We start from the raw sequence: 21664 nt of genomic DNA, 5'->3' as shown, positions 1-21664 counted from the left end.
CGATCATTCCCTCACGGTGACGGTGCTGTAGCCCGCGCTTGACGTGATCTCCGATTCCGAGAACGGCAGGCGCAGCCACTGCTTGGCCCCGTAGGCCCGGGTGTAGTCGCCGTTGCGGCTGGAGGCCGGATCGTCCGACAGGGAATAGGTGAGGAACGTGTGCGCCTCCACCCCGCCGGCCGGAAAACCCACCACCTGCATGTAGCTGTTGCCGTGCGGCTGCCCGTCCATGCTGTAGCCGCCCTGCTCGATCGGGTTTTCCGAGCAGTTGATGGTGAAGTAGCCCGGATCGCCGCAGCCGCCGTACAGCGCGATCTTGCTGTCGCCGCGCGTGGCGAACAGCACGTCGCCGCGCGGCGCATCCAGCGCGAAGCCACTGCGCTGCACGCTCAGCACGGCGGCGCCGAAGGCCTGCCGCAGCGCATCGGCGGCGCTGGCGCGCAGCTCGCGCGGCGTGTTCAGCGGGTCGGCGGCGCTGAACGGCACGGCATAGAGCTGCGCAGCCGGCACCTTCACGCGGTTCCAGAACTCGTCCCACACATGCGAGCCCCGCGCCGTGGCGTTGCCGGTGTTGTTCCAGGCGCGCAGCGTGGCGCAGGCAGCGGCCACGTCCACCGTCCGGCCCTCGACCGCGACCGTGATCTGAGGCGCCACGCAGACCAGGGAGAGGGCCTGCTCCTTGAAGCGCTCGGCGCTGAACACCCGGCTGTCGAGCACCATCTGCCGCACGATGGCGCTGGTGGCCTGCTGGCCGGCATAGGCGTCGGTGCCGGCCAGGCGCTCCAGCGCCATGGTGTGGCCCATGCGCGTGCGCAGGCTCTGCGCCTGCGTTCCGGCCGGGCCGAAGATCGCGGGAAAGCCCGTGAGCGGCGCTCTGGCGTTGGCCAGCCAGTAGCTGTCGTTCATGTTGCCCACATAGTCGTCGCGCAACAGGCTGGGCATGCGCGAAGCGCCCACGGTGCCCTTTTGCGCCGAGTCGCTGTCGGTCTGCCAGTCGCAGGCGCTGCGCGAGCCGTCGAAGAACGGCACGTTGGGCAGGGCCGCCGCCATCGCCTTGCCGAAGCCGGTGGTGCAGGTGGCCACCTGCTCGGTCGACACGTTGGGCACGGCGCCGATGTCGGCATACCAGGCGCGCGGGTTGCCGCGCCCCACGGCCACGGTGTTGACCCAGGGAATGGCCGATTCCTGCTTCTGGATGGCGATGAACTCGTCCAGCGAGGCCGCCTGATTCCAGCGCATCCAGTTGCGGAAGGTGCGGAAGTTCTCGCCGTTGACGTCGCGCATGGCGAAGGCCGTGGTCTGGCTCCAGGCCAGTGCCGGGTTGAGGCCGCCCAGGTTCACCACCGGCCCGTACTCGGTCTTGTAGAGGGTGCGCGTGACATCGGTGAGCGCGCCGGAGGCGCCGCGCACCTGCACGGTGATGGGGGTGGCGGCCATCTTCACCGCCTTGCCATCGCGCACGTAGGTCGTGCGGTCGCCATCGGCCAGCTGCAGCTGGAAGACGCCGAAACGCCGCGCGGTGGAGACGGTGTGGCTCCAGGCCACGTTGTCGTTGAAGCCGATCAGCACCACCGGCACGCCCAGGAACGACGCGCCGCTCACGTTCAGCTCGCCGGGAATGGTCAGGTGGGCCTGGTAGAACCGATCCGGTCCCTTCCAGTACCAGTGCGGGTTGCCGAAGAGCAGGCCACTCGACTCGCCGGTGGCGGCGGTGCCGAAGCCGTACATGTTGCTGCCGATGCCCGCGGTTCCGCCCACCTGCAGCCGGGGCGGCTGCGTGCGTGCGGGATCGAGCTGCGCCACCTTCTGGGGGGATGGCGACGCGGGCATGGCGGTCCCGGCCGTCGTGCTGGCGGCCGCACTGGGCAGCGTGGCATTCGCCAGCGGCGCCACGAAGTTGCTGTAGCCCCCGGCCAGATTGGCCGCATACATCCGCCGCCAGATGTCCCGCGCGGTGACGGGCTGCACCCATGCCGCCGTGCGGCAGGCCGCATGGGCGGTGCTGCCGGACTGGGCCTCGCGCAGGTAGCGGTTGTAGCCGGCGGCAAAGCCGGCCACCATCTTGCGCAGGTTGTCGGGCTGGGCCGCCACCATGGCGTCCACCACGTCGCTGGAGATCACGTGGCGGTGGAAGAAATCGGAGTCGAGATTGCGCGGACGGTCGATGGTGCTTTCGTACACCAGCAGCGCATCGCCCCCGAAGTAGCGCGAGCGCTCGCCGCGGTAGGTCACGAACGAATCGGCCATGGTGCACAGGTTGTCCTGCGCCTGCGCATAGCCGTATCCGAAGCCCGCATTGCCCCAGTTGGAGGCCTTGATATGCGGCACGCCCATGGCCGTGCGCCGGATCTCCGCGCTGTAGCGGCCGTTGTCGCCGCCTTCGCCGCCGCCCCCGCCGCAGGCAGCCAGCGCCGACAGCGCCAACACGGAAAGCGGCAAGCTGCCGCGCCAAAATCTCTCTCTCATGGCCTTGTCTCCTTGGGATGAGCCGCCTTTTGGATGCGGCGAACGGGCCCCAAGGATAAGCGCAGTGCGTACAGTGCTGTACGCATCCCCTGCCGGCGACAGGGGCGTCAATAGTCCTGCTCGACGCTTTGCTGAAAGCACACCTTCAGCCGGTGCTCCCAGTCGTGCTTGTCGGCCTCGGGCACGAAGCTCGCCTCGAAGCTGTTGAAGGCCAGCTGGTAGGCGTGGCGCGCCGTGAGCTGCGGATCGGCCGCGAACAGCTGCGTGAAGTTGTCGTTGATGTAGCCGCCGAAGTACGCCGGGTCGTCCGAGTTCACCGTGGCCGCCAGCCCGGCATCGAGCAATTGGCGCAGGTTGTGGTCGGCCAGGTCGGGGAACACGCACAGCTTCTGGTTGGACAGCGGGCACACCGTGAGCGCGATGCGCTCCTGCGCCAGCCGCTGCATCAGCGCCGGGTCGTGCACGGCCTGCACGCCGTGGTCGATGCGCTCGGCCTTCAGCACGTCGAGCGCGCTCCAGATGTACGCCGGCGGCCCCTCCTCGCCTGCATGCGCCACGCGCCGCAGACCCAGTTCGGCGCAGCGCGCGAACACGCGCGCGAACTTCTCCGGCGGGTGCCCGACTTCGCTGCTGTCCAGCCCCACGCCGATGAAATGCGCGCGCAGCGGCAGTGCCGCCTCCAGCGTGGCCAGGGCATCTTCCTCGCTCAGGTGGCGCAGAAAGCACAGGATCAGCGCGGACGAAATGCCCAGCGCCTGGCGCGCATCGGTGCAGGCCCGGTGCAGGCCGTGGATCACGGTCTCCATCGGCACGCCACGCGCCGTGTGCGTCTGAGGATCGAAGAAGATTTCGGCATGCACCACGTTGTCGGCCGCGGCGCGCTGCAGGTACGCCCAGGCCATGTCGTAGAAGTCCTGCTCGTGCAGCAGCACGCTGGCGCCGGCGTAGTAGATGTCAAGAAAGCTCTGCAGGTCGGTGAACGCGTAGGCATCGCGCAGGGCCTGCACGCTCGCGTACGGCAGTGCCACGCCGTTGCGCTGCGCCAGGGCGAAGATCAGCTCGGGTTCGAGCGAGCCTTCGATGTGGATGTGCAGCTCGGCCTTGGGCATGCTGCGCAGCAGCGCGGGCAGGCGCTGGGCGGGAATGGGGGGGACCTTGAACATCAGCGGACTCCAAAAAGGGATGCCGCGCGCCCGATCGGGGCGGCGGTAGGGCAATGATGCCTTGTCCGCGGCCCGCCGCCATCGGCGCCTGCCCCGGGCCAGGCAGGCCGCGCCAGGCCGGCACGCGCGCCGGCCTGGATTCGCTGCGGGATCGCTTACTTCTTGTCGCCGCCGGGCACGGTGCCTTCGACGCCCTTCACGTAGAAGTTCACGCCGCCCAGGAACTTGTCGTCGGCCACCGCGTCCTTCGCCAGCACTTCCTTGCCGGTGTTGTCGGCGATCGGGCCCTTCCAGATCGAGAAGCTGCCATCCTTGAGGCCGGCCTTCACCTGCTCGACCTTGGCCTTGGTGTCGGCGGGCACGTCCTCGGCGATGGAGACGAGATCGATCGCGCCTTCCTTCACGCCCCACCAGCTCTGGCCGGTCGTCCAGGTGCCGCCCAGCGCATCCTTGGTGGCCTTAATGTAGTAAGGGCCCCAGTTGATCACGGCCGAGGCCAGGTGGGCCTTCGGACCGTAGGCGGTCATGTCGGAATCCCAGCCAAAGGCGCGCTTGCCTTTTTCCTGCGCGGTCTTGAGCACGGCGGGCGAGTCGGTGTTCTGGAACAGCACGTCGGCGCCACCGTTGATGAGCGACGTGGCGGCCTCGGTTTCCTTCGGGGGGCTGAACCATTCGTTCACCCACACCACCTTGGTCTTGATCTTGGGATTGACCGACTGCGCGCCCAGCGTGAAGCTGTTGATGTTGCGGATCACCTCGGGGATCGGCACCGAGCCCACGACGCCCAGCGTGTTGGTCTGCGTCATGGCGCCGGCGATCACGCCGGCCATGTAGGCGCCCTCGTAGGTGCGGCTGTCATAGGTGCGCACGTTCTCGGCCGTCTTGTAGCCGGTGGCGTGCTCGAACTTCACGTCCTTGAAGTCGGGGGCGATCTTCTGGATCGACTCCATGTACCCGAACGTGGTGCCGAAGATCAGCTTGTTGCCCTGCGAGGCCATGTCGCGCAGCACGCGCTCGGCGTCGGCCGACTCGGGCACGCTCTCCACGAAGCTGGTCTGCACCTTGTCGCCGAACTCCTTCTCGATCGCCTTGCGGCCGTTGTCGTGCGCGAAGGACCAGCCGCCGTCGCCCACCGGGCCCACGTAGGCGAACGCGATCTTCAAAGGCTCGGCCTTCGCGGCGGGCGCGGACGCAACGGGCGCCGGAGCGGCGGCCGGCGCTGGCGCGGGCTCGTCTTTCTTGCCGCAGCCGGCCAGGGCGGCGGCGGCCACGGCGGAAAGCGCGGCCACCTTGAGCAGCGAGCGTTTGTGCAGATCGGTCATGTCGGTTCCTTCGAGGAAAAAAGTGAGGGGAAAGGCTACGAAAAAATAAATTATCGGGGGCCCGTGCAGCACCGCGCGGGCCGTGTGGGTCACGACCCGGGATGGAACGGCTTGCCAAGCGAGGCCGGCATGTTCACACGGATCCAGGCCGGGTTGCGCGAGATCAGCGCCAGCACCACGATGGTGGCCACGTAGGGCAGCATGCTCAGCAGCTGGCTGGCCACCTGCACGCCCGTGGCCTGCAGGTGGAACTGCAGCATGGTCACGCCGCCGAACAGGTAGGCACCAAGCAACACCCGTGCCGGCCGCCAGGTGGCGAAGGTGGTGAGGGCCAGCGCGATCCAGCCGCGGCCGGCCACCATGCCCTCCACCCACAGCGGCGTATAGACCGTGGAGATGTACGCGCCCGACAGCCCGCAAAGCGCCCCCCCGGCCACCACCGCCGCCAGGCGGATGCGCCGCACCGGGTAGCCCAGCGCATGGGCCGACTCGGGCGACTCGCCCACCGAGCGCAGCACCAGACCGGCGCGCGAGCGGTACAGGAACCACACCAGCCCCGCCACCAGCGCCATGGTGAGGTACACGAGGGGGTGCTGGCGGAACAGCGCGGGCCCGACGATGGGCAGGTCGCCCAGCCCGGGCACGGCGTACTTGGGCAGCTCCGGCAGCTTGGCCTGCACGTAGCGGATGCCCGCGAAGGCGGAAAAGCCCACCCCGAACAGGCTCAGCGCCAGGCCCGTGGCGTACTGGTTGGTGTTGAGCCAGATCACCAGCACGCCGAAGATGGCCGCCAGGAACGCCCCCGCCGCCATGCCGGCCGCGAAGCCCAGCCAGGTGTTGCCCGTGTGCACCACGGTGGCGAAGCCGGCGATGGCCGCGCAGAGCATCATCCCCTCGGCCCCCAGGTTGACGATGCCGGCCTTCTCGTTGATGAGCAGGCCCAGGGCGGCGATGGCCAGCACGGTGCCCGCGCTCAGCGTGGCGCCTAGAAGCAGTGCGTACGATTCCATTTAAGCGGCCCTCCCCTGGGACCCGACCCACCGCACGCGGTAGGCGATGAGCGTGTCGCACGCCAGCAGCGTGAACAGCAGCAGGCCCTGGAACACGCCCGTGAGCGACTTGGGCAGGCCCAGGCGCGACTGCGCCAGCTCGCCGCCGATGTAGAACATGCTCATCAGCACCGCCGAGAACACCATGCCCACCGGGTGCAGCCGCCCCACGAACGCCACGATGATGGCCGCGAAGCCGTAGCCCGCCGGCACGTAGGGAGTGAGCTGGCCGATGGGCCCCGCCACCTCCAGCGCGCCCGCCAGGCCCGCCGCGCCGCCCGAGATGAGCAGCGCCGTCCACAGCGCTCGGCGCGAGGAAAAGCCCGCGTAGCGTGCCGCCGCCGGGGCCAGGCCGCCCACCTGCTGCGCAAAGCCCGCCCGCGTGCGGAACAGGAACACCCACAGCGCCGCGGCGCCCGCCAGCGCCAGCAGCAGGCCGATGGACACGCGCGAGCCCTGCATGAGCCGCGGGATCTGCGTCACGCGCTCGAAGGTCTTGGTCTGCGGGAAGTTGTAGCCCATGGGGTCCTTCCACGGCCCGTAGACCAGGTAGCCCAGCACCAGCGTGGCCACGTAGACCAGCATCAGGCTCACGAGGATCTCGTTGGCGTTGAACCGGTCGCGCAGCAGCGCCGTGATGCCGGCCCAGGCCATGCCGCCCAGCACGCCGGCCAGCAGGATGGCGGGCACGATCCACGGGCCCGTGGTCTGGTCGGCCAGCAGCGCGATGCCGCCGGCCGCGACGGCGCCGATCACGAACTGCCCCTCGGCGCCGATGTTCCACACGTTGGAGCGAAAGCACACGGCCAGGCCCAGCGCGATCAGCAGCAGCGGCGTGGCCTTGACCATCAGCTCGCCGATGGCGTACTGGTTCTTGACGGGCTCCCAGAAGAACACCTGCAGCCCGCGCACCGGGTCCTTGCCCAGCGCCGCGAACAGCGCCAGCCCGATGAGCACGGTGACGGCCAGCGCCAGCACCGGCGAGCCGTAGGTCCACCAGCGCGAGGCCTGGGGTCGGGCTTCAAGCTTGAGCATGGGCCGCCTCCGTTTGCGCGCGCGCCGCTTCGGCCCGTGCGAGGTGCGACTGCACGTCGGCATGCCAGAGCCCGCTCATCCATTCGCCGATGCGCTCCACCGTGGCCTCGGCGCGCGGCACCGAGGGCGACAGGCGCCCCTTGGCCACCACGTGCAGGCGGTCGCAGATTTCGAACAGCTCGTCCAGCTCCTCGCTGAGCACCAGCACGGCGCAGCCGGCATCGCGCAGCGCCAGGATCTCGCCGCGGATCTGCGCGGCCGCGCCCACGTCCACGCCCCAGGTCGGCTGCGAGACGATGAGCAGGCGCGGGTTGGCATCGATCTCGCGGCCCACGATGAACTTCTGCAGGTTGCCGCCCGACAGCGACCGCGCGGCCGCATGGGGCCCGCCCGCCTTCACGTGGAAGCGCTCGATGATGGCGCGGGCATGCGCCTGCAGCGCGCCGGTGCGGATCCAGCCGCCCGGCCCCACGCAGTTGCTGCGCGTGAGCAGCAGGTTGTGCGCCAGGCCCATGGTGGGCACGGCCCCGCGGCCCAGCCGCTCCTCGGGCACGAAATGCAGGCCCAGCGCGCGGCGGCGGCGCGGGTTCATGCGCCCGGCGGCCTGGCCGGCCACCTGCACCATCGCGGGCTGGGCGCGCGTGTCCTCGCCCGACAGGGCATAGAGCAATTCCTTCTGGCCGTTGCCGGAGACGCCGGCGATGCCCAGCACCTCGCCCGCCCGCACCTCGAAGCCGAGGTCGATCAGATCGACGCCGAACGGGTCCATGCGCGGCAGCGACAGGCCCTGCACGCGCAGCACCGTCTCGCCCAGGTGCGCGGGGCGGTGGGTGAGCGCCGGTGGCTCAGCACCGATCATCAGGCGCGACAGCGAGGCGTTCGACTCTTCGGCCGGGTTGCACACGCCCGTCACCTTGCCGCCGCGCAGCACCGTGCAGGCGGTGCACAGCGCGCGGATCTCGTGCAGCTTGTGGCTGATGTAGAGGATGCTGCAGCCCTGGCTGGCGAGCTGGCGCAGCACCACGAAGAGCTTTTCGACCGCCTGGGGCGTGAGCACCGACGTGGGCTCGTCCAGGATCAGCAGCTGCGGCTGGGTGAGCAGCGCCCGGATGATCTCCACACGCTGCATCTCGCCCACGCTCAGGGTGTGCACGGGGCGCAGCGGGTCGATGTCCAGCCCGTACTCGGCCGCGGTGGCAGCGATGCGGCGCGTGACCTCGGCCAGCTGCAGCCGCTTGTCCAGGCCCAGCCACACGTTCTCGGCCACGGTGAGGGTGTCGAACAGGCTGAAATGCTGGAACACCATGGCGATGCCCAGCGCTCTCGCCTCCTGCGGATTGCGCACCGCCACCGGCTGGCCGTTGAAGTGCAGGGTGCCCTCGTCGGGCTTGACCGCGCCGTAGATGATCTTCATCAGCGTGGACTTGCCTGCGCCGTTCTCGCCCAGCACGGCGTGGATCTCGCCGGGCTGCACCGTGAGGGACACGCCGCTGTTGGCCACCACGGCCGGATAGCGCTTCGTGATGCCCGCCAGCTGCAGGCGCGGCACCGGCGCCGCGGCGGCGGGGGAGGTGTGGGAGGAATTCATGCGGGCGATTGTCTCTTGATTTTCAAAGGGGGTTGGGCACGAAACCGGAATGCTGCGCACGTCCTTCATGCGTTGGCCGCTATGCTTTTCGTAGCGATGCTGCCACGGTGCGCACGCTGTCGCGCAGCCACATGGCGGCGGCCGAATGGTGGGTGCGGGCATGCCACAGCTGGTAGTACATCAGGCGCGGGAAGGGCACCGGGCACGGCAGCACGGTGAGCGGCAGGCGGTCGGTGAAGCGTTCGCAGAACTGCCGCCCCGTGGTGAGCACCAGCAAGCTGGCGGCGACCATCTCCGGGATCAGGCTGAAATGGGCGCAGCGCGCGGTCACGCGGCGCTGCAGGCCCAGGGAGTCGAGGTGCGCATCGATCACGCCGCGCGCGCCGGGGTGCGTGGGCGTGGGGGCGATGTGCTCGGCGGCCAGCCACTCGTCCGTGTCCCAGCCGCGGCGCACCGCCGGGTGTGCGGGGCTCACGAGGCAGACCACCTCGTCGCCGAAAAGCCGCCCCATGTGCAGGTCGTCGGGCGGCTGGGGCCAGTTGCCGATGACCACGTCCACCTCGCCCTGCGCCAGGTGCGCGTGGTAGTGCGCGTCGGCCGACAGCGGCAGCACCTCGACCGGGCACAGTGGGGCCTCGGCCTTGAGGCGGGCCACCAGGCGCGGCAGGAAGAGCGGGTCCAGGTAGTCGCTCGCGGCGATGCGGAAGGTGCGCGTGGCGGTGCGCGCGTCGAACCCGCGCGCATCGGAGAACAGCGCCTCGGCCGACCGCAGGATGGCGCCCGCCGGCTCCACCATGCGCAGCGCGGCATCGGTGGGCAGCATGGCCGCGCCCGAGCGCACCAGCAGCGGATCGCCCGCCAGGTCGCGCAGGCGGCGCAGCGCCGCCGACACGGCCGGCTGGTGCATGCCCAGCCGCACGGCGGCCCGCGATACGCTGCGTTCAGTCAACACGGTGTGCAAGACCCTTATGAGATGGAGGTCTATCTTGTCGAAAAGGGCTTGGTCTCTCATAAGGGTCGGGGCATTCCAGCCATACGCCATCGCGTATGGCACGCCGGGCCTGCCGGTGGCGGAGCAAGGGCGCAGTGAAGAAGGCAAGGGGACATCGCACTGTAGCGCCGAGGCCGCGAGACCGCGAGCCAGGCAACTACCGAGGCGGCGGCGCGGGTGGTCAGATCTCGTCGATGGCCGTCGAACGTGCGGCGCCCGGCTGCGGCGCCAGGTCGAGCGAGAAGCGGTCGCCGGTCGTCACATAGAAGCTCGCGCCGAACCGCCCCACAGGGTGGTAGTCCTGCAGCCGCACGCGCCAGCGCTCGGTGTCCACCAAGCCCTCGCGCGCGCCCAGCCACTGCACGCGGCCGATGAAGACGTAGCGGCTGGCCGTTTCCATGGTTTCGTGCAGCACGCATTCGAACGCCACCGGGGCCTCGGCGATGCGCGGCGGGGCCACGCTGCGCGAGGGCACAGGGGTGAGGCCGGCATGCACCAGCTCGCTCTCGTGCGGAGGCAGCGCGTCGCCGCAGGCATGCATGCGCTCGGCCATGGCCTCGTCGGCGATGTGCACCACGAACTCGCCGGTGCGCAGGATGTTGGCGGCCGTGTCCTTGAGGCGGCCACCCTGCAGCCGGTTGATGCTCACCATCAGCACCGGCGGGTCCTCGCCCAGCATGTTGAACATGCTGAACGGCGCGGCGTTCACCGTGCCGTCCTCCCCGAGGGTGGTGATGAGCGCGATCGGGCGCGGCACGATCAGGCTGGCCATCAGCTTGTAGCGCTCGTAGGCGCCGAGTTGCGAGAAATCGATGTCCATCCGGTGTCCTTGGGGTCTGCGGCCTGCCACCTTGGCGTGGCGCCATGAAGGGACGCAGCATCCGTGCCAGGCGAAGGCAGTAAAGGGTGCCAAAGCAACGGCCGGTGTGCGGGCATGGCGCCCGGCGCATGGCCGTTATACGCTCGCCCATATGCGCCGCCACCCCCGGGCCCCCTACCCTGTACCGACATGGCGCGCACACTGGCCCCAACGACCGAACCCTGCCCTGCACAACGCATGACCACCACCCGCCCGCTGCGATTCATCCGCCGGGGCCAGCCCGTGACGCTGGCCCATGTCCCCCCCGACCGCACCCTGCTGGAGGTGCTGCGCGAAGACCTGGGCCACACCGGCACCAAGGAAGGCTGCGGCGAGGGCGACTGCGGCGCCTGCACCGTGGTGCTGGGCGAGGCCGTGGACGGCCACGTGCGCTACCGGGCCGTGAACAGCTGCATCCGCCTGGCCCACTCCATCGACGGTATGGCGCTGTGGACGGTGGAGGACCTGGACCAGGACCCGCTGCTCCAGCCCGCGCCGCCCGCCACCCCGCCCTCCAGCGGCGCCCCCTCCAGCGCGCCGGGCCTGCACCCCGCCCAGGAAGCCATGGTGCAGTGCCACGGCTCGCAGTGCGGCTTCTGCACGCCGGGCTTCGTGATGAGCCTGTTCGGCATGTACCAGAACCACGTGTGCCAGGGCCGCGCGGTCACGCGCGAGCAGGCCGTGCACGACCTGTCGGGCAACCTGTGCCGCTGCACCGGCTACCGCCCCATCCTGGACGCGGCCGAGCGGATGGCCGCCCTGCCCCGCATGCAGGTGGACGAAGCGCAACTGCTGCCGCAGCTGGCATCGCTGTCCCGGCCGGAGCCGGCCGCCAACGGCGCCTACCTGGCCCCGGCCACGCTGGCCGAACTGCTGGCCGCGCGCGCCGCGCACCCCACCGCCCAGGTGGTGGCCGGCGCCACCGACGTGGGCCTGTGGATCACCAAGCAGCACCGCCAGTTCGCGCAGATGCTCGACGTCACGCGGGCGCAGGAGCTGCGCCGCATCGGCACGCAGGGCGGTCGGCTGTCCATCGGCGCGGCCGTGCCGCTGGCCGACGCGTTCGATGCGCTGCAGGCCCACTGGCCCATGCTGCACCGCTTCGCCGCGCGCTTCGCCGGGCTGCCCGTGCGCAACTCCGGCACGCTGGGCGGCAACGTGGCCAACGGCTCGCCGATCGGCGACTCCATGCCCCTGCTGATCGCGCTGGGCGCCAGCGTGGTGCTGGCCAGCCTGCGCGGCGAACGCACATTGGCGCTGGAAGACCTGTACACCGGCTACCGCCAGAACGTGATGGCGCCGGACGAGCTGCTCGTGCGCATCGAGGTGCCGCTGCCCGCGCCGGGCGAATCGCTGGCGGCCTACAAGGTGTCCAAGCGCTTGGACGACGACATCTCCGCCGTGTGCCTGGTGCTGAACCTCGACATCGCCGACGGCCGGGTGCGGCGCGCCCGCATCGGCGCGGGCGGGGTCGCCGCCACGCCCGCGCGGGCCCGGCAGACCGAAGCCGCACTTGCCGGCCAGCCCTGGACCGTGGAGACGGTGGAGCGCGCCGCGGCCGCCCTGCAGGCCGAGTTCCAGCCCATCTCCGACATGCGGGCGAGCGGCGAGTACCGCCGTGCCGTCCTCGCGGGGCTGCTGCGGCGTTTCTGGCTGGAGCGCCAGGGGCCGCAGGCCGTTCCCCTGCCCGTTCCCCTGCCCATTCCCGTCTTGCTGGAGCAACTGCGCCCGGAGGCCCTCGCATGAAACGGCACGACGACGCCCCTTTGAGCCGCGACGCCGAAGACGACCCCGTGGCCATCGCCGCCAACGCGGCCGGTGCCGCCGGCCCCCAAACGCCCCAGGCCCGCCCACCCGAGGGCGCGCCCGCGCCGGCCCGCGCCATGGGCCGCTCGCACCCCCACGAAAGCGCGCGCGCCCAGGTGGCGGGCAGCGCCCATTACATCGACGATCTGCCCGAGGTGAAGGGCACGCTGTATGCCGCGCCCATCCTCTCGCCCGTGGCGCACGGGCGCCTGAACGGGGTGGACACCCGCGCGGCGCTGGCCCTGCCCGGCGTGCACGGCGTGGTGCTCAGCGCCGACGTGCCGGGCGACAAGCTGCTGGCCGCCTTCGCGCACGACGAGCCCGTGTTCGCCATCGACACCGTGCAGCACGTGGGCCAGGTGATCGGCCTGGTGGTGGCCGATTCGGTCATGCAGGCCCGCCGCGCCGCGCGCGCCGTGGTGCCGGACATCACCCCCCTGCCCGCGGTGCTGACCGTGCACGAGGCGCTGGCCGCCGAAAGCTACGTGCTGCCGCCCGTCTTCGTGCGCCGCGGCGACGCCGACGCGGGCCTGGGCCGCGCAGCGCACCGCCTTCAGGGCCGCTTCGAGGTCGGCGGGCAGGAGCATTTCTACCTGGAGGGCCAGATCGCCTACGCGCTGCCGCTGGGGCAGCGGCAGTGGTGGATCCACTCCAGCACCCAGCACCCGGGCGAGGTGCAGCACTGGGTGGCGCATGCCCTGGGGCTGGAGAACCACGCGGTGCGCGTGGAATGCCGGCGCCTGGGCGGGGGCTTCGGCGGCAAGGAGACGCAGGCCGGCCACCTGGCCGTGTGGGCGGCGGTGGCGGCGAACCAATTCGGCCGCCCGGTCAAGCTGCGGCTGGACCGGGACGAGGATTTCATGGTGACGGGCAAGCGCCACCCGTTCGCCTACGAGTACGACGTGGGCTTCGACGGCACGGGCCGCATCACGGGCCTGCGGCTGCGCATGGCGGCCAACTGCGGCTTCTCGGCCGACCTGTCGGGCCCCGTGGCCGACCGCGCCGTGTTCCACAGCGACAACGCGTACTTCCTGGAAAACGTCGAGATCGCCTCGTACCGCTGCAAGACGAACACGCAGAGCCACACGGCCTTTCGCGGCTTCGGCGGGCCGCAGGGCGTGATCGCCATCGAGGCCATCCTGGGAGACATCGCACGGGCCCTGGGGTGCGATGGGCTCGCGGTGCGCATGCGCAACCTCTACGGCACCACCGACCGCAACGTCACCCACTACCAGATGCCGGTGGAGGACAACATCCTCCACGATTTGCTACCAAAATTAGAGCAATCCAGCCAATATAAACGCCGGCATGAGGCCATTTTGGCCTGGAATGCCGCGAGCCCGGTACTCAAGCGCGGGCTGGCGATCACGCCGGTGAAGTTCGGCATCAGCTTCACCGCCACGCTGTTCAACCAGGCCGGCGCGCTGGTGCATGTGTACACCGATGGCAGCGTGCAGGTGAACCACGGCGGCACCGAGATGGGCCAGGGCCTGCACACCAAGGTGGCGCAGATCGTGGCCGACGAACTGGGCGTGCCGCTGGCGCGCGTGCTGGTGACCGCCAGCGACACCAGCAAGGTGCCCAATGCCAGCGCCACGGCCGCATCGAGCGGCACCGACCTGAACGGCCGCGCTGCCCAGTTCGCCGCGCGCCATGTGCGCGACAACCTCGCCGCCTTCGTGTGCGGCCTGGACCACTGCGGCGCCGGCGAGGTGCAATTCGCCGGCGGGCAGGTCATCACGCCCCACGCCGTGCGCAACTGGGGCGACGTGGTGAAGGAGGCCTATGCCAACCGCATCCAGCTGTGGAGCGACGGCTTTTACCGCACGCCCAAGATCCACTACGACAAGGCCACGCTCACCGGCCGGCCGTTCTACTACTTCGCCTACGGCGCGGCCTGCACCGAGGTGGCCATCGACACGCTCACCGGCGAGAGCCGCGTGCTGGCGGTGGACATCCTGCACGACGTGGGCCGCAGCATCAACCCGGCCATCGACATCGGTCAGATCGAGGGCGGCTTCGTGCAGGGCATGGGCTGGCTCACGACCGAGCAGCTGGTGTGGAACGACCAGGGCCGGCTCACCACCCACGCGCCCAGCACCTACAAGATCCCGGCCACGGGCGACATCCCCGAGCGCTTCACCGTGGCGCTGTGGCACGAGGCCAACCGGGAGGACAACGTGGGCGGCAGCAAGGCCGTGGGCGAGCCGCCGTTCATGCTGGCCATCAGCGTGTACGAGGCCCTGCGCAACGCGATTGCCGCAGCGCGCCCGGCTGAGGCGGCCCGGCAGCCGGTCACGCTGACCGCGCCCGCCACGGCCGAGAACGTGCTCCGGGCACTGGGCGGGATGGACCGGGCGGCGGACGCTCAGAAGCGGTAGGTGGCCGAGACGAACGCGTTGCGCCCCTGCCCCGGCGTGATCCAGCGGCTCACGTGCAGGTGGCTCGACACGAAGTAGTGCTGGTCGAACAGGTTGCGCACCGTCGCCTGGACCTCGACGCTCTGGCCGTGGGCCAGCGTCGTCGTCCAGGTCTGGCTCAGGTCGACGCGCGCGTAGCCCGGCAGCATCGTGGTGTTGGCCTCGTCGGCGAAGCGCCGGCTTTGCAGGTACAGGCCCGCGCCCGTCTTCCACTGCGCATTCCAGGCGTACTGCGCCCACAGCGTGGCCGCATGCCGGGCCACGTTGGGCACGGACATGCCGCCGTACACGGGGTTCTGCAGGTACTTCGCATGGGTGAAGGCATAGGTGGCGGCCACGGCCACCCGGTCCGTCACCTGGCCGGACAGCGACGCCTCGATGCCCTGCGACCGCGCGCTGCCGGCCGTGGTGAAGTCGAAGTTGTTCAGCGGCGTGCTCAGGTCAGACGCGATCATGTTCTTCTGATCGAGGCGGTACACCGCCAGGTCGCTGACCACCGCGCCGCCGCGCCACAGCGATTTCCAGCCGGCTTCGACCTGCGCCGAACGGCGCGAGGGCAGGGACTGGTTCGACGATGAAGCCACCTGGTTGGGCGAGGTGCCGGTGGACACGTTGGCATACAGCGTATCGGTCTCCGACAGCCGGCGCAGCACCGCCAGCTTCGGGTTCCAGCGCGACTCCTCCACGGGCAGCACGCCGGCCGTGCCGTACAGGAAGCGCTGGCGCGTGAAGCGCAGGCCCGCCACCACCGACCACGCGCCGAAGTCGATCTGGTCCTGGGCGGACACCGACACGGATTCGAGATCCTGCGTCGTCAGGCTCTGCGCCAGCACCGCCCCGGCCGGGGGCGCGGTCACCCGGCCATACACCGGGTTGAACACGTTGATGGCCGGGCTGGTCGAGGCCGGCACCGACAGCGCGGGCTGGTTCAGCACCTCCTTGTAGTAGTCCGCCCCGAAGTACAACTGGTGCGTCACCGCGCCGGTGCCCTGGGTGCTGGAAAGCGCGGTCGAGAAAGAGTCGATGCGGCGCTCGGTGCCCGGCTCCCAGGCCGAGACCCGGGCATAGGTGCCGGCGGGCTGGCCCGCCAGCGGCGAGCCGTTCAGCAGGTTCTTGATGGAGGTCGAATGCGCCTGCAGGTGCGTGAAATCGGCCGACCAGCGCGTGTGGGCCGACAGGGCGACATCGCCGTGCAGGTCGTAGATGCGGTTGTCGGTGGTCGAGTCGCCGAACGGCTCGCCGAGCTGCCGGTCCCGTGGCACGGCAACCGGCCGCCCGCCCAGCGCGGGAAGTCCATAGTCCGGCTGGTAGGTCTGGTTGGTGGCCTCCACGTTGGCACGCAGGTGGTAGCGGTTGCCATCGCTTTGGGCCAGGCCCAGCTTGATGCCGTCGAGGCGGTCTTCCACATGCCGCCATTGGCTGGCCTGGGACCGCGTGGCCGTCACGCGGGCGGCCAGTTCGTTCTCGGCCGACAGCACGCGGTTCAGGTCGATGGATGCCTCCAGCGCGCCGTGCGCGCCCGCGCCGAGCGAGGCGCTGCCGAAGTTCGCCAGCTGCGGTTGGCGCGTCACGAGGTTGACGGTGCCGCCCGGTTCGCTGCGCACGCCGAGGGCCGCGCCGGGTCCCCGCAGCACGTCGACGCTTTCCACGAACGCCGGGGTGTAGGGGTAGTTGGACAGCCGCACGCCGTCGCGCAGCACGCGGTTGGAGCCGGTACCGCTGTCGGTCACCGCGCCGCGCAGGATGAAGAACTGCGTGTGCGACCCGTTGAAGCCCGAGTCGGCCTGCGCGCCGGGCACGTTGCGCAGCGCGTCCTGCAAGGTGGTGCCGCCTTGCTGGCGGACCAGCTCACCGGGCACGGTGGTGACGGAAAACGGCGTGTCCAGCGACGATCCCGCCGTGCCGGTGGCGAGGCGGGAACTGCGCTGCGCCGCCGGTGTGGCCGGCGCCGTGACGGTGACGGCAGGCAGCGCCGGGCTGCGTTCGGCCGCCGGGTCTGCAGGGGTGGGCGTCTGGGCGGTGGCGGCCAGGGGCAGCCAGGCCAGGGCCATCCCCAGCGCGACGGGCCGTGCAATGGTTGGGTGCATAAAAAAGGGCTCTCTGTGGCGCCCCATCGGGCGCCGCTGATCGGTGCGAAAAACATCGCATCGCGTGGCCTGCCGTGGTGGCCGGCCCGCGCTGCGAAATCGGAAGGCGGATCAGGAGAGCGGCGGCGGCCCGCGGGCCGGAAGCGGCGCCGCGGTGGCCGCGGCGATGCGCGCGGCCGCAATGGATTGCACCGCGCGCGACAGCGCCAGCACGACCGGCAGGGCGACCGCCGGCGGCTGCGCCGGGGGCGCGGCCAGCAGGCACAGCGGGCAGTCCCAGTGCGCCAGGCCCGCGGGCTGCGCGCCCTCATCGGCATGCACGACGGCCTTCACCGTTCCGACGCCGGTGCAGACCCACTCGACCACCTGGGGGTGCACGATGGGCGAGGCCACCGCCACGCCCAGCGACAGCACGAACCACGCCATGACCCAGCGCACGCGGGCTTGCCAACGCGCCAGCCCGCCGTGGACAGCAAGGGGGTTGCGCAGCGGGCGATGGGGTTGGGGCACGGGGCGATTATCGGCAAACCGACGGGGCAAGGGCGAAGCATCCGGCGATGGGGCGGCGGCAGGGCGCGGTGGCCGCTGCGGCACATCCCGCCTTCACACCGCGCGCACCTGCGCGCGCCCACCCCGCACCGAGCGCACCTCGACCCGGTCGCGGCCCGCGCGCTTGGCCTCGTAGCACGCCATGTCGGCCGCATGGAGCACTGCGGTCACGTCGTACACGCCGCTGTCCAGCGGCACGAGGCCGATGCTCACGCCCAGCGTGTAGCTGCGGCCCTGGTATGAGGGCTCCCACGCCCGCACGGCAGCGCACAGCTGCTCGGCGATGGCCAGCCCGCGCCCCAGCGGGCAGCCGGGCAGCACCACGGCGAACTCGTCGCCACCCAGCCGCGCCGCCCAGCCCACCGACCGCACCTGGGTCTCGATGAGGCGGCCCACGTGGCGCAGCACGTCGTCGCCCGCCTCGTGCCCGGCAATGGCATTGACCACGGTGAAATGGTCCAGGTCCAGGAACAGCACCACGCCCTCGCCCGCCTCCCCGCCCGGGTGCGCCTGCACCGTGTCGGGGCGGGCCGCGCGGTCGGCCAGCAGCGCATGCAGGCGCTGGCTGAACGCGTCGCGGTTGGCCAACTGCGTGAGGGCGTCGAGCCCGCCCGCCCAGTTCTCGCGGCGGCGGGCCTCGCGCGCGGCGGTGAGGTCCTCCAGCATCCAGACCGTGCCCGCATCGCCTGAGGCGCCCCGCACCGAGCGGCCCAGCACGCGGGCCCATACCGCGCTGCCGTCCTGGCGCAGGAAGCACACGTCGCCATCGAAGGTGCCGTGCGCCGAGAACTCCGCCCGCACGCGCCGCTTGAGGTGCTCGTACTCGGCATCGCTCACGTAGAGCACGCGGGCCAGCCGCCCCTGCAGCTGCGCTGGCTCGTAGCCCAGCATGCGGCCGGCCTGCAGGCTCACGACCTGCAGGTTCTCGCCGCGCGTGATGATGATGCCGGTGGGCGCGTGGTCCAGGATGGACTGCAGCTGCCCCCGCAGCTGCCCCATCTGCGACTGGGTGCTGGCGCGCTCGTCGAGCAGGCCGCGGCAGGCCGCCGCCAGCCCGTCCACCTCGCCGGCGCCCTGCGGCCAGGGCATGTCTTCATGGGCGCCGGGCGCGCGGGCGCCCAGGTGCGTGGCGCGGCGGCACAGCCGGGCCAGGGGCTGCGCCAGCCAGGCCATGCAGGCCACAGCCAGCAATGCGGCCGCACCGATCAGGGCGGCCGCCAGCCAGGCGGCCCGACGCTGCGCGCCCTCCAGCGGCGCGAGCAGGGCCTGCGCATCGTTCACGCGCGCCACGGTCCACTGCGTCATGGGCATGCCGGCCAGGCTGACCACATGGCCCGGCAGCCGCTCGGTGAAGCCGCGCCCCATGACCGGCTGATCCTTGTCGCCCGACCGCGCGAACACCTGCGACAGGCCGGCCTCGTCGCGCACGCTGCCCATCACCCGCGCGGGGTCCGGGTGCGACAGGATGGTGCCGTCGCGCGTGAAGACGATGAGCCGGGAATCCTTGCGCGCCGGCAGCGACATCGAGGGCGGCAGCAACCCCTGCGACTGCAGGCGCAGCACGCCGGAGACGGCGCCCACCACCGTGCCCTCGTCCCGGTGCAGCGGGATCGTGAACATCACGCGCGCCTCGCTCGGCCGCCCGCCGATCAGGCCCGACACCAGCGGCTTGCCCTCCAGCATGGTGCGGCGCAGGCTGTCGCGTTCGGCCGGATCGAGGCTGGAGCCGCTGTCCAGGCGGCCGTATTGCAGATTGATGGCCACGGTGCCGTCCTGCCGTACCACCTGCATGGCATCGAAGAAGCGCACCGCCGGCAGGCCCTGCTGCAGCAGCCAACCGAGGGACGACGGCGAGTCGAGCATGACCGGCTGAATGCCCTCGGCCACGGTGCTGAGCACCTTCTGGCTCTGCTCGATCTTGCTGGCCAGCAGCCGCGCGACCACTTCGACCTCGTCGGTCTGCTGGCTCACGAGGCGGCGCATGGCCTCCTCGCCGGCCGCGCGCGATACGGTCCAGGCGGCCATCGCCCCGGCGAACACCACCGCCAGCACGGCCACCAGCATCAGGCGCTGCACCAGGCGGCCGGGCAGCAGCCAGCCGGGCGTGTCGCCCGCCGCGTCCTGCTCCGCCTCGAGTGCCTCGTGCGATGGCGGGGTCATCGGTGCTCCGTGGACGAAGCACCTCTGGCAAAGGAGCGGCGAAAGGCGCAGGGCATGCTGTCAGGCGGAATGTGCAATGGGGTGCGAACGAATATACGCAGCCCCCCGAACGCGCGGGTTGGGTGGAACCCTCGGTCGGTCCGGGGGAAACCCTGAGCCCCTTCGCACCGCCGCGCCATGGCCGCGCCGCCCCGATCACCCGCGTGTTGCAGACACCCCACCCACGCCCTTGCGCGGGACGGCAGCCCCCTTCAGCCGGCCCCGGCCACCACCTGCAGCGCGCCGGGCCGCGGCAGATTGAGCACATTGCCCGTGCCCGAAATGAGCCCGTGGTCGCGCAGGTGGCGCAGCACGCGCGACAGGGTTTCCGGCGCGATGCCCAACTGCGCGGCGATGAGCCGCTTGCGCTGGTGCAGCGTCACGCGCAGCGTGCCCGCATCGTCGTGCTGGGCGTGCCGCAGCAGCCATTGGGCGCAACGCGCCTCGGCGTCCTGCGCGAGCCGGCTCACGGCCAGTTCGGTCTGCTGGCAGTAGCCCCGCGCCATGTCGTACACCAGCGCGCGGGCGGGCGACGGCAGCGATTCGAAGCCGGACCGGAAGGCCTCCAGCGGCATGCGGCGCAGCAGCACGCGCGTGTCCGCCACCATGTCCACCATGCACGCCTGGCCGAGCAGCGCGGGGGCGGCATCGAGCCAGCACGGCCCCTCCACCGCACCCAACTGGTGCCGAAGCTGCCCATCCTCGCGCACCCCGAGCAGCACGCGGCCGCTGTCCAGGTACAGCACGCTGGCCGGACGCTGGTGGCGCTCGCGCAGCACCTCGCCGGCAGGGGCCTCGGTCTTGGTCGGCGCAGGGGAGGAAGGAGAGGGAAACATAGAGCCGCCACTGTGACCGCAGCACTGCCGCGCGGTGTTGAGCAAAGTCAAATGCGGTGCGCTCTGGCCGCAGCCGCCGCGCCCGGATGCCGCGGGCGCCGCATTCCCCCACAGGCCGAATGGTGAAGGCACGGTCCTTGCTTGGAGCCCTTTGCAAATCGACACGTTTTTCCTGGCCCGTTGAAGGCCCGTGTGCCCCGCCGAGCCATCGGCACCTTCCCTTCCCCTTTTCCCTTTTCCCTTTCGCAGGAGTCGTATGAAAAAGAATTGGATCGCGCTGGGTGCAGCGCTGCTTTGTTCCGCCGGGGCGCAGGCCCAAAGCTCCGTGCAGCTCACCGGCCTGGCCGACGTGTTCGCCGGGTCCATCAAGATGGCCGGCGATGCGGGCCGCAAGTCGGTCGTGGACAGTGGCGGCCTCACGACCTCGTGGTTCGGCTTCAAGGGCACGGAAGACCTCGGCGGCGGACTGAAGGCCAACTTCCAGCTGACCTCGTTCATCAAGGTGGACAACGGCTCGCAAGGGCGCTTCGCCAACGACACGTTCTTCTCGCGCGACGCCAACGTCAGCCTGTCGGGCGACTTCGGCTCGGTGATGCTGGGCCGCTGGATGGCGCCCAACTTCCTGCCCTCGGTGGTGGGCAATCCGTTCGGCGATTCGTTCACCTTCTCGCCGCTGATCCTGCACATGAACGTGCCGCTGTTCAACGGCACCGGCTGGGGTGCGACCACGCCGTCCGACACGGGCTGGAGCAACCAGATCGTCTACAGCACGCCGAAATTCGGCGGTTTCTCGGCCAACATCCAGTACCAGTTCGGCGAGCAGCCGGGCGACAACGGCAAGAAGAACTTCGGCGCGAACTTCTTCTACTTCGGCGGCCCCGTGACGCTGACGGGCTTCTACGAGCGCGACCAGATCAGCAACCCCGCCGTTCCCAATGCCTATCTGGGCACGAAGAAGACCGACTGGATGCTGCTGGGCGCCTACGACTTCGGCCTGGTCAAGCCCTTCGTGAGCTACGGCGAGGCCAAGGCCGACAACACCACCAACAAGGCCAAGACGGTGCAGCTGGGCGCCTCGGTGCCGGTCGGCCCGGCCGGCAAGGTGCTGGTGGAGTGGGTCAAGACCGAGATGACGCAGACCGACATCGACCGCAAGACCTTCACGCTGGGCTACGACCACTTCCTGTCCAAGCGCACCGACGTGTACGCCATGCTCATGAACGACCGCATCACGGCGCAGACGAAGGGCAACAGCTTCGGCGTGGGCATCCGCCACCGCTTCTGATCGCCGCAC

Annotated in this window: 15 protein-coding genes; 3 read left to right on the top strand and 12 right to left on the bottom strand. The window is 70.7% G+C overall.

What is annotated here, in order from left to right; all coding sequences use genetic code 11:
• Positions 1 to 3: 3 nt before the first annotated feature.
• The 8 genes from AVME950_RS12205 to AVME950_RS12170 form a co-directional block, all read right to left on the bottom strand.
• Positions 4 to 2466, bottom strand: a complete 2463-nt coding sequence (locus tag AVME950_RS12205; RefSeq protein ID WP_284430023.1) for a penicillin acylase family protein — start codon at positions 2464 to 2466, stop codon at positions 4 to 6.
• Positions 2467 to 2573: 107 nt separating this feature from the next.
• Positions 2574 to 3629: an adenosine deaminase gene (locus AVME950_RS12200; protein WP_272551495.1), complete on the bottom strand. Its 1056-nt coding sequence runs from the start codon at positions 3627 to 3629 to the stop codon at positions 2574 to 2576.
• A 155-nt stretch (positions 3630 to 3784) separates the two neighbouring features.
• Positions 3785 to 4951, bottom strand: coding sequence for a BMP family ABC transporter substrate-binding protein (locus tag AVME950_RS12195; protein WP_284430022.1), 1167 nt, complete (start codon positions 4949 to 4951; stop codon positions 3785 to 3787).
• An 89-nt stretch (positions 4952 to 5040) separates the two neighbouring features.
• A complete protein-coding gene (locus AVME950_RS12190) occupies positions 5041 to 5961 on the bottom strand; it encodes an ABC transporter permease (protein ID WP_284396176.1) in 921 nt (306 codons plus the stop codon).
• The gene (locus tag AVME950_RS12185; protein WP_284407077.1) at positions 5962 to 7035 is read right to left on the bottom strand and encodes an ABC transporter permease; all 1074 of its coding nucleotides are present in this window, start codon (positions 7033 to 7035) and stop codon (positions 5962 to 5964) included.
• Positions 7022 to 8623, bottom strand: coding sequence for an ABC transporter ATP-binding protein (locus AVME950_RS12180; protein WP_284430021.1), 1602 nt, complete (start codon positions 8621 to 8623; stop codon positions 7022 to 7024). The genes AVME950_RS12185 and AVME950_RS12180 overlap by 14 nt, the downstream gene beginning before the upstream one ends.
• Positions 8624 to 8702: 79 nt before the next feature.
• Positions 8703 to 9635, bottom strand: coding sequence for a LysR family transcriptional regulator (locus tag AVME950_RS12175; protein WP_284407080.1), 933 nt, complete (start codon positions 9633 to 9635; stop codon positions 8703 to 8705).
• Positions 9636 to 9795: 160 nt separating this feature from the next.
• Positions 9796 to 10434 (bottom strand): flavin reductase family protein, encoded by a 639-nt coding sequence (locus AVME950_RS12170; RefSeq protein WP_284430020.1) that lies wholly within the window; start codon positions 10432 to 10434, stop codon positions 9796 to 9798.
• Positions 10435 to 10671: 237 nt separating this feature from the next.
• Between AVME950_RS12170 and xdhA the strand changes: the two genes are divergently transcribed.
• Both xdhA and xdhB read left to right on the top strand, forming a co-directional pair.
• Positions 10672 to 12219 (top strand): xanthine dehydrogenase small subunit, encoded by a 1548-nt coding sequence (gene xdhA / locus AVME950_RS12165; RefSeq protein WP_284430019.1) that lies wholly within the window; start codon positions 10672 to 10674, stop codon positions 12217 to 12219.
• The gene (xdhB, locus tag AVME950_RS12160) at positions 12216 to 14660 is read left to right on the top strand and encodes a xanthine dehydrogenase molybdopterin binding subunit (RefSeq protein ID WP_284430018.1); all 2445 of its coding nucleotides are present in this window, start codon (positions 12216 to 12218) and stop codon (positions 14658 to 14660) included. The genes xdhA and xdhB overlap by 4 nt, the downstream gene beginning before the upstream one ends.
• On the opposite strand, the gene AVME950_RS12155 is transcribed toward xdhB, so the two are convergent.
• From AVME950_RS12155 to AVME950_RS12140, 4 genes are all read right to left on the bottom strand, one after another.
• Positions 14648 to 16786 (bottom strand): TonB-dependent receptor, encoded by a 2139-nt coding sequence (locus tag AVME950_RS12155; protein WP_284430017.1) that lies wholly within the window; start codon positions 16784 to 16786, stop codon positions 14648 to 14650. The two genes, xdhB and AVME950_RS12155, sit on opposite strands and share 13 nt — an antisense overlap.
• Positions 16787 to 16897: 111 nt before the next feature.
• A complete protein-coding gene (locus AVME950_RS12150) occupies positions 16898 to 17296 on the bottom strand; it encodes a hypothetical protein (protein WP_502869396.1) in 399 nt (132 codons plus the stop codon).
• Positions 17297 to 17389: 93 nt separating this feature from the next.
• Positions 17390 to 19495, bottom strand: coding sequence for a sensor domain-containing diguanylate cyclase (locus AVME950_RS12145; protein ID WP_284430016.1), 2106 nt, complete (start codon positions 19493 to 19495; stop codon positions 17390 to 17392).
• 251 nt (positions 19496 to 19746) lie between these two features.
• Positions 19747 to 20370 carry a Crp/Fnr family transcriptional regulator gene (locus tag AVME950_RS12140; protein ID WP_284430015.1) on the bottom strand — a complete coding sequence of 208 codons (624 nt, stop codon included), beginning with the start codon at positions 20368 to 20370 and terminating at the stop codon, positions 19747 to 19749.
• Positions 20371 to 20626: 256 nt separating this feature from the next.
• Here AVME950_RS12140 and AVME950_RS12135 point away from each other — a divergent pair, with 256 nt between their 5' ends.
• On the top strand, positions 20627 to 21655 hold the full coding sequence (locus AVME950_RS12135; protein WP_272567786.1) for a porin: 1029 nt from the start codon (positions 20627 to 20629) through the stop codon (positions 21653 to 21655).
• Positions 21656 to 21664 lie beyond the last annotated feature (9 nt).

This window comes from Acidovorax sp. SUPP950 (assembly GCF_030158935.1).
Classification (GTDB): domain Bacteria; phylum Pseudomonadota; class Gammaproteobacteria; order Burkholderiales; family Burkholderiaceae_C; genus Paracidovorax.
This window is presented reverse-complemented; position numbering and strand designations above follow the sequence as displayed.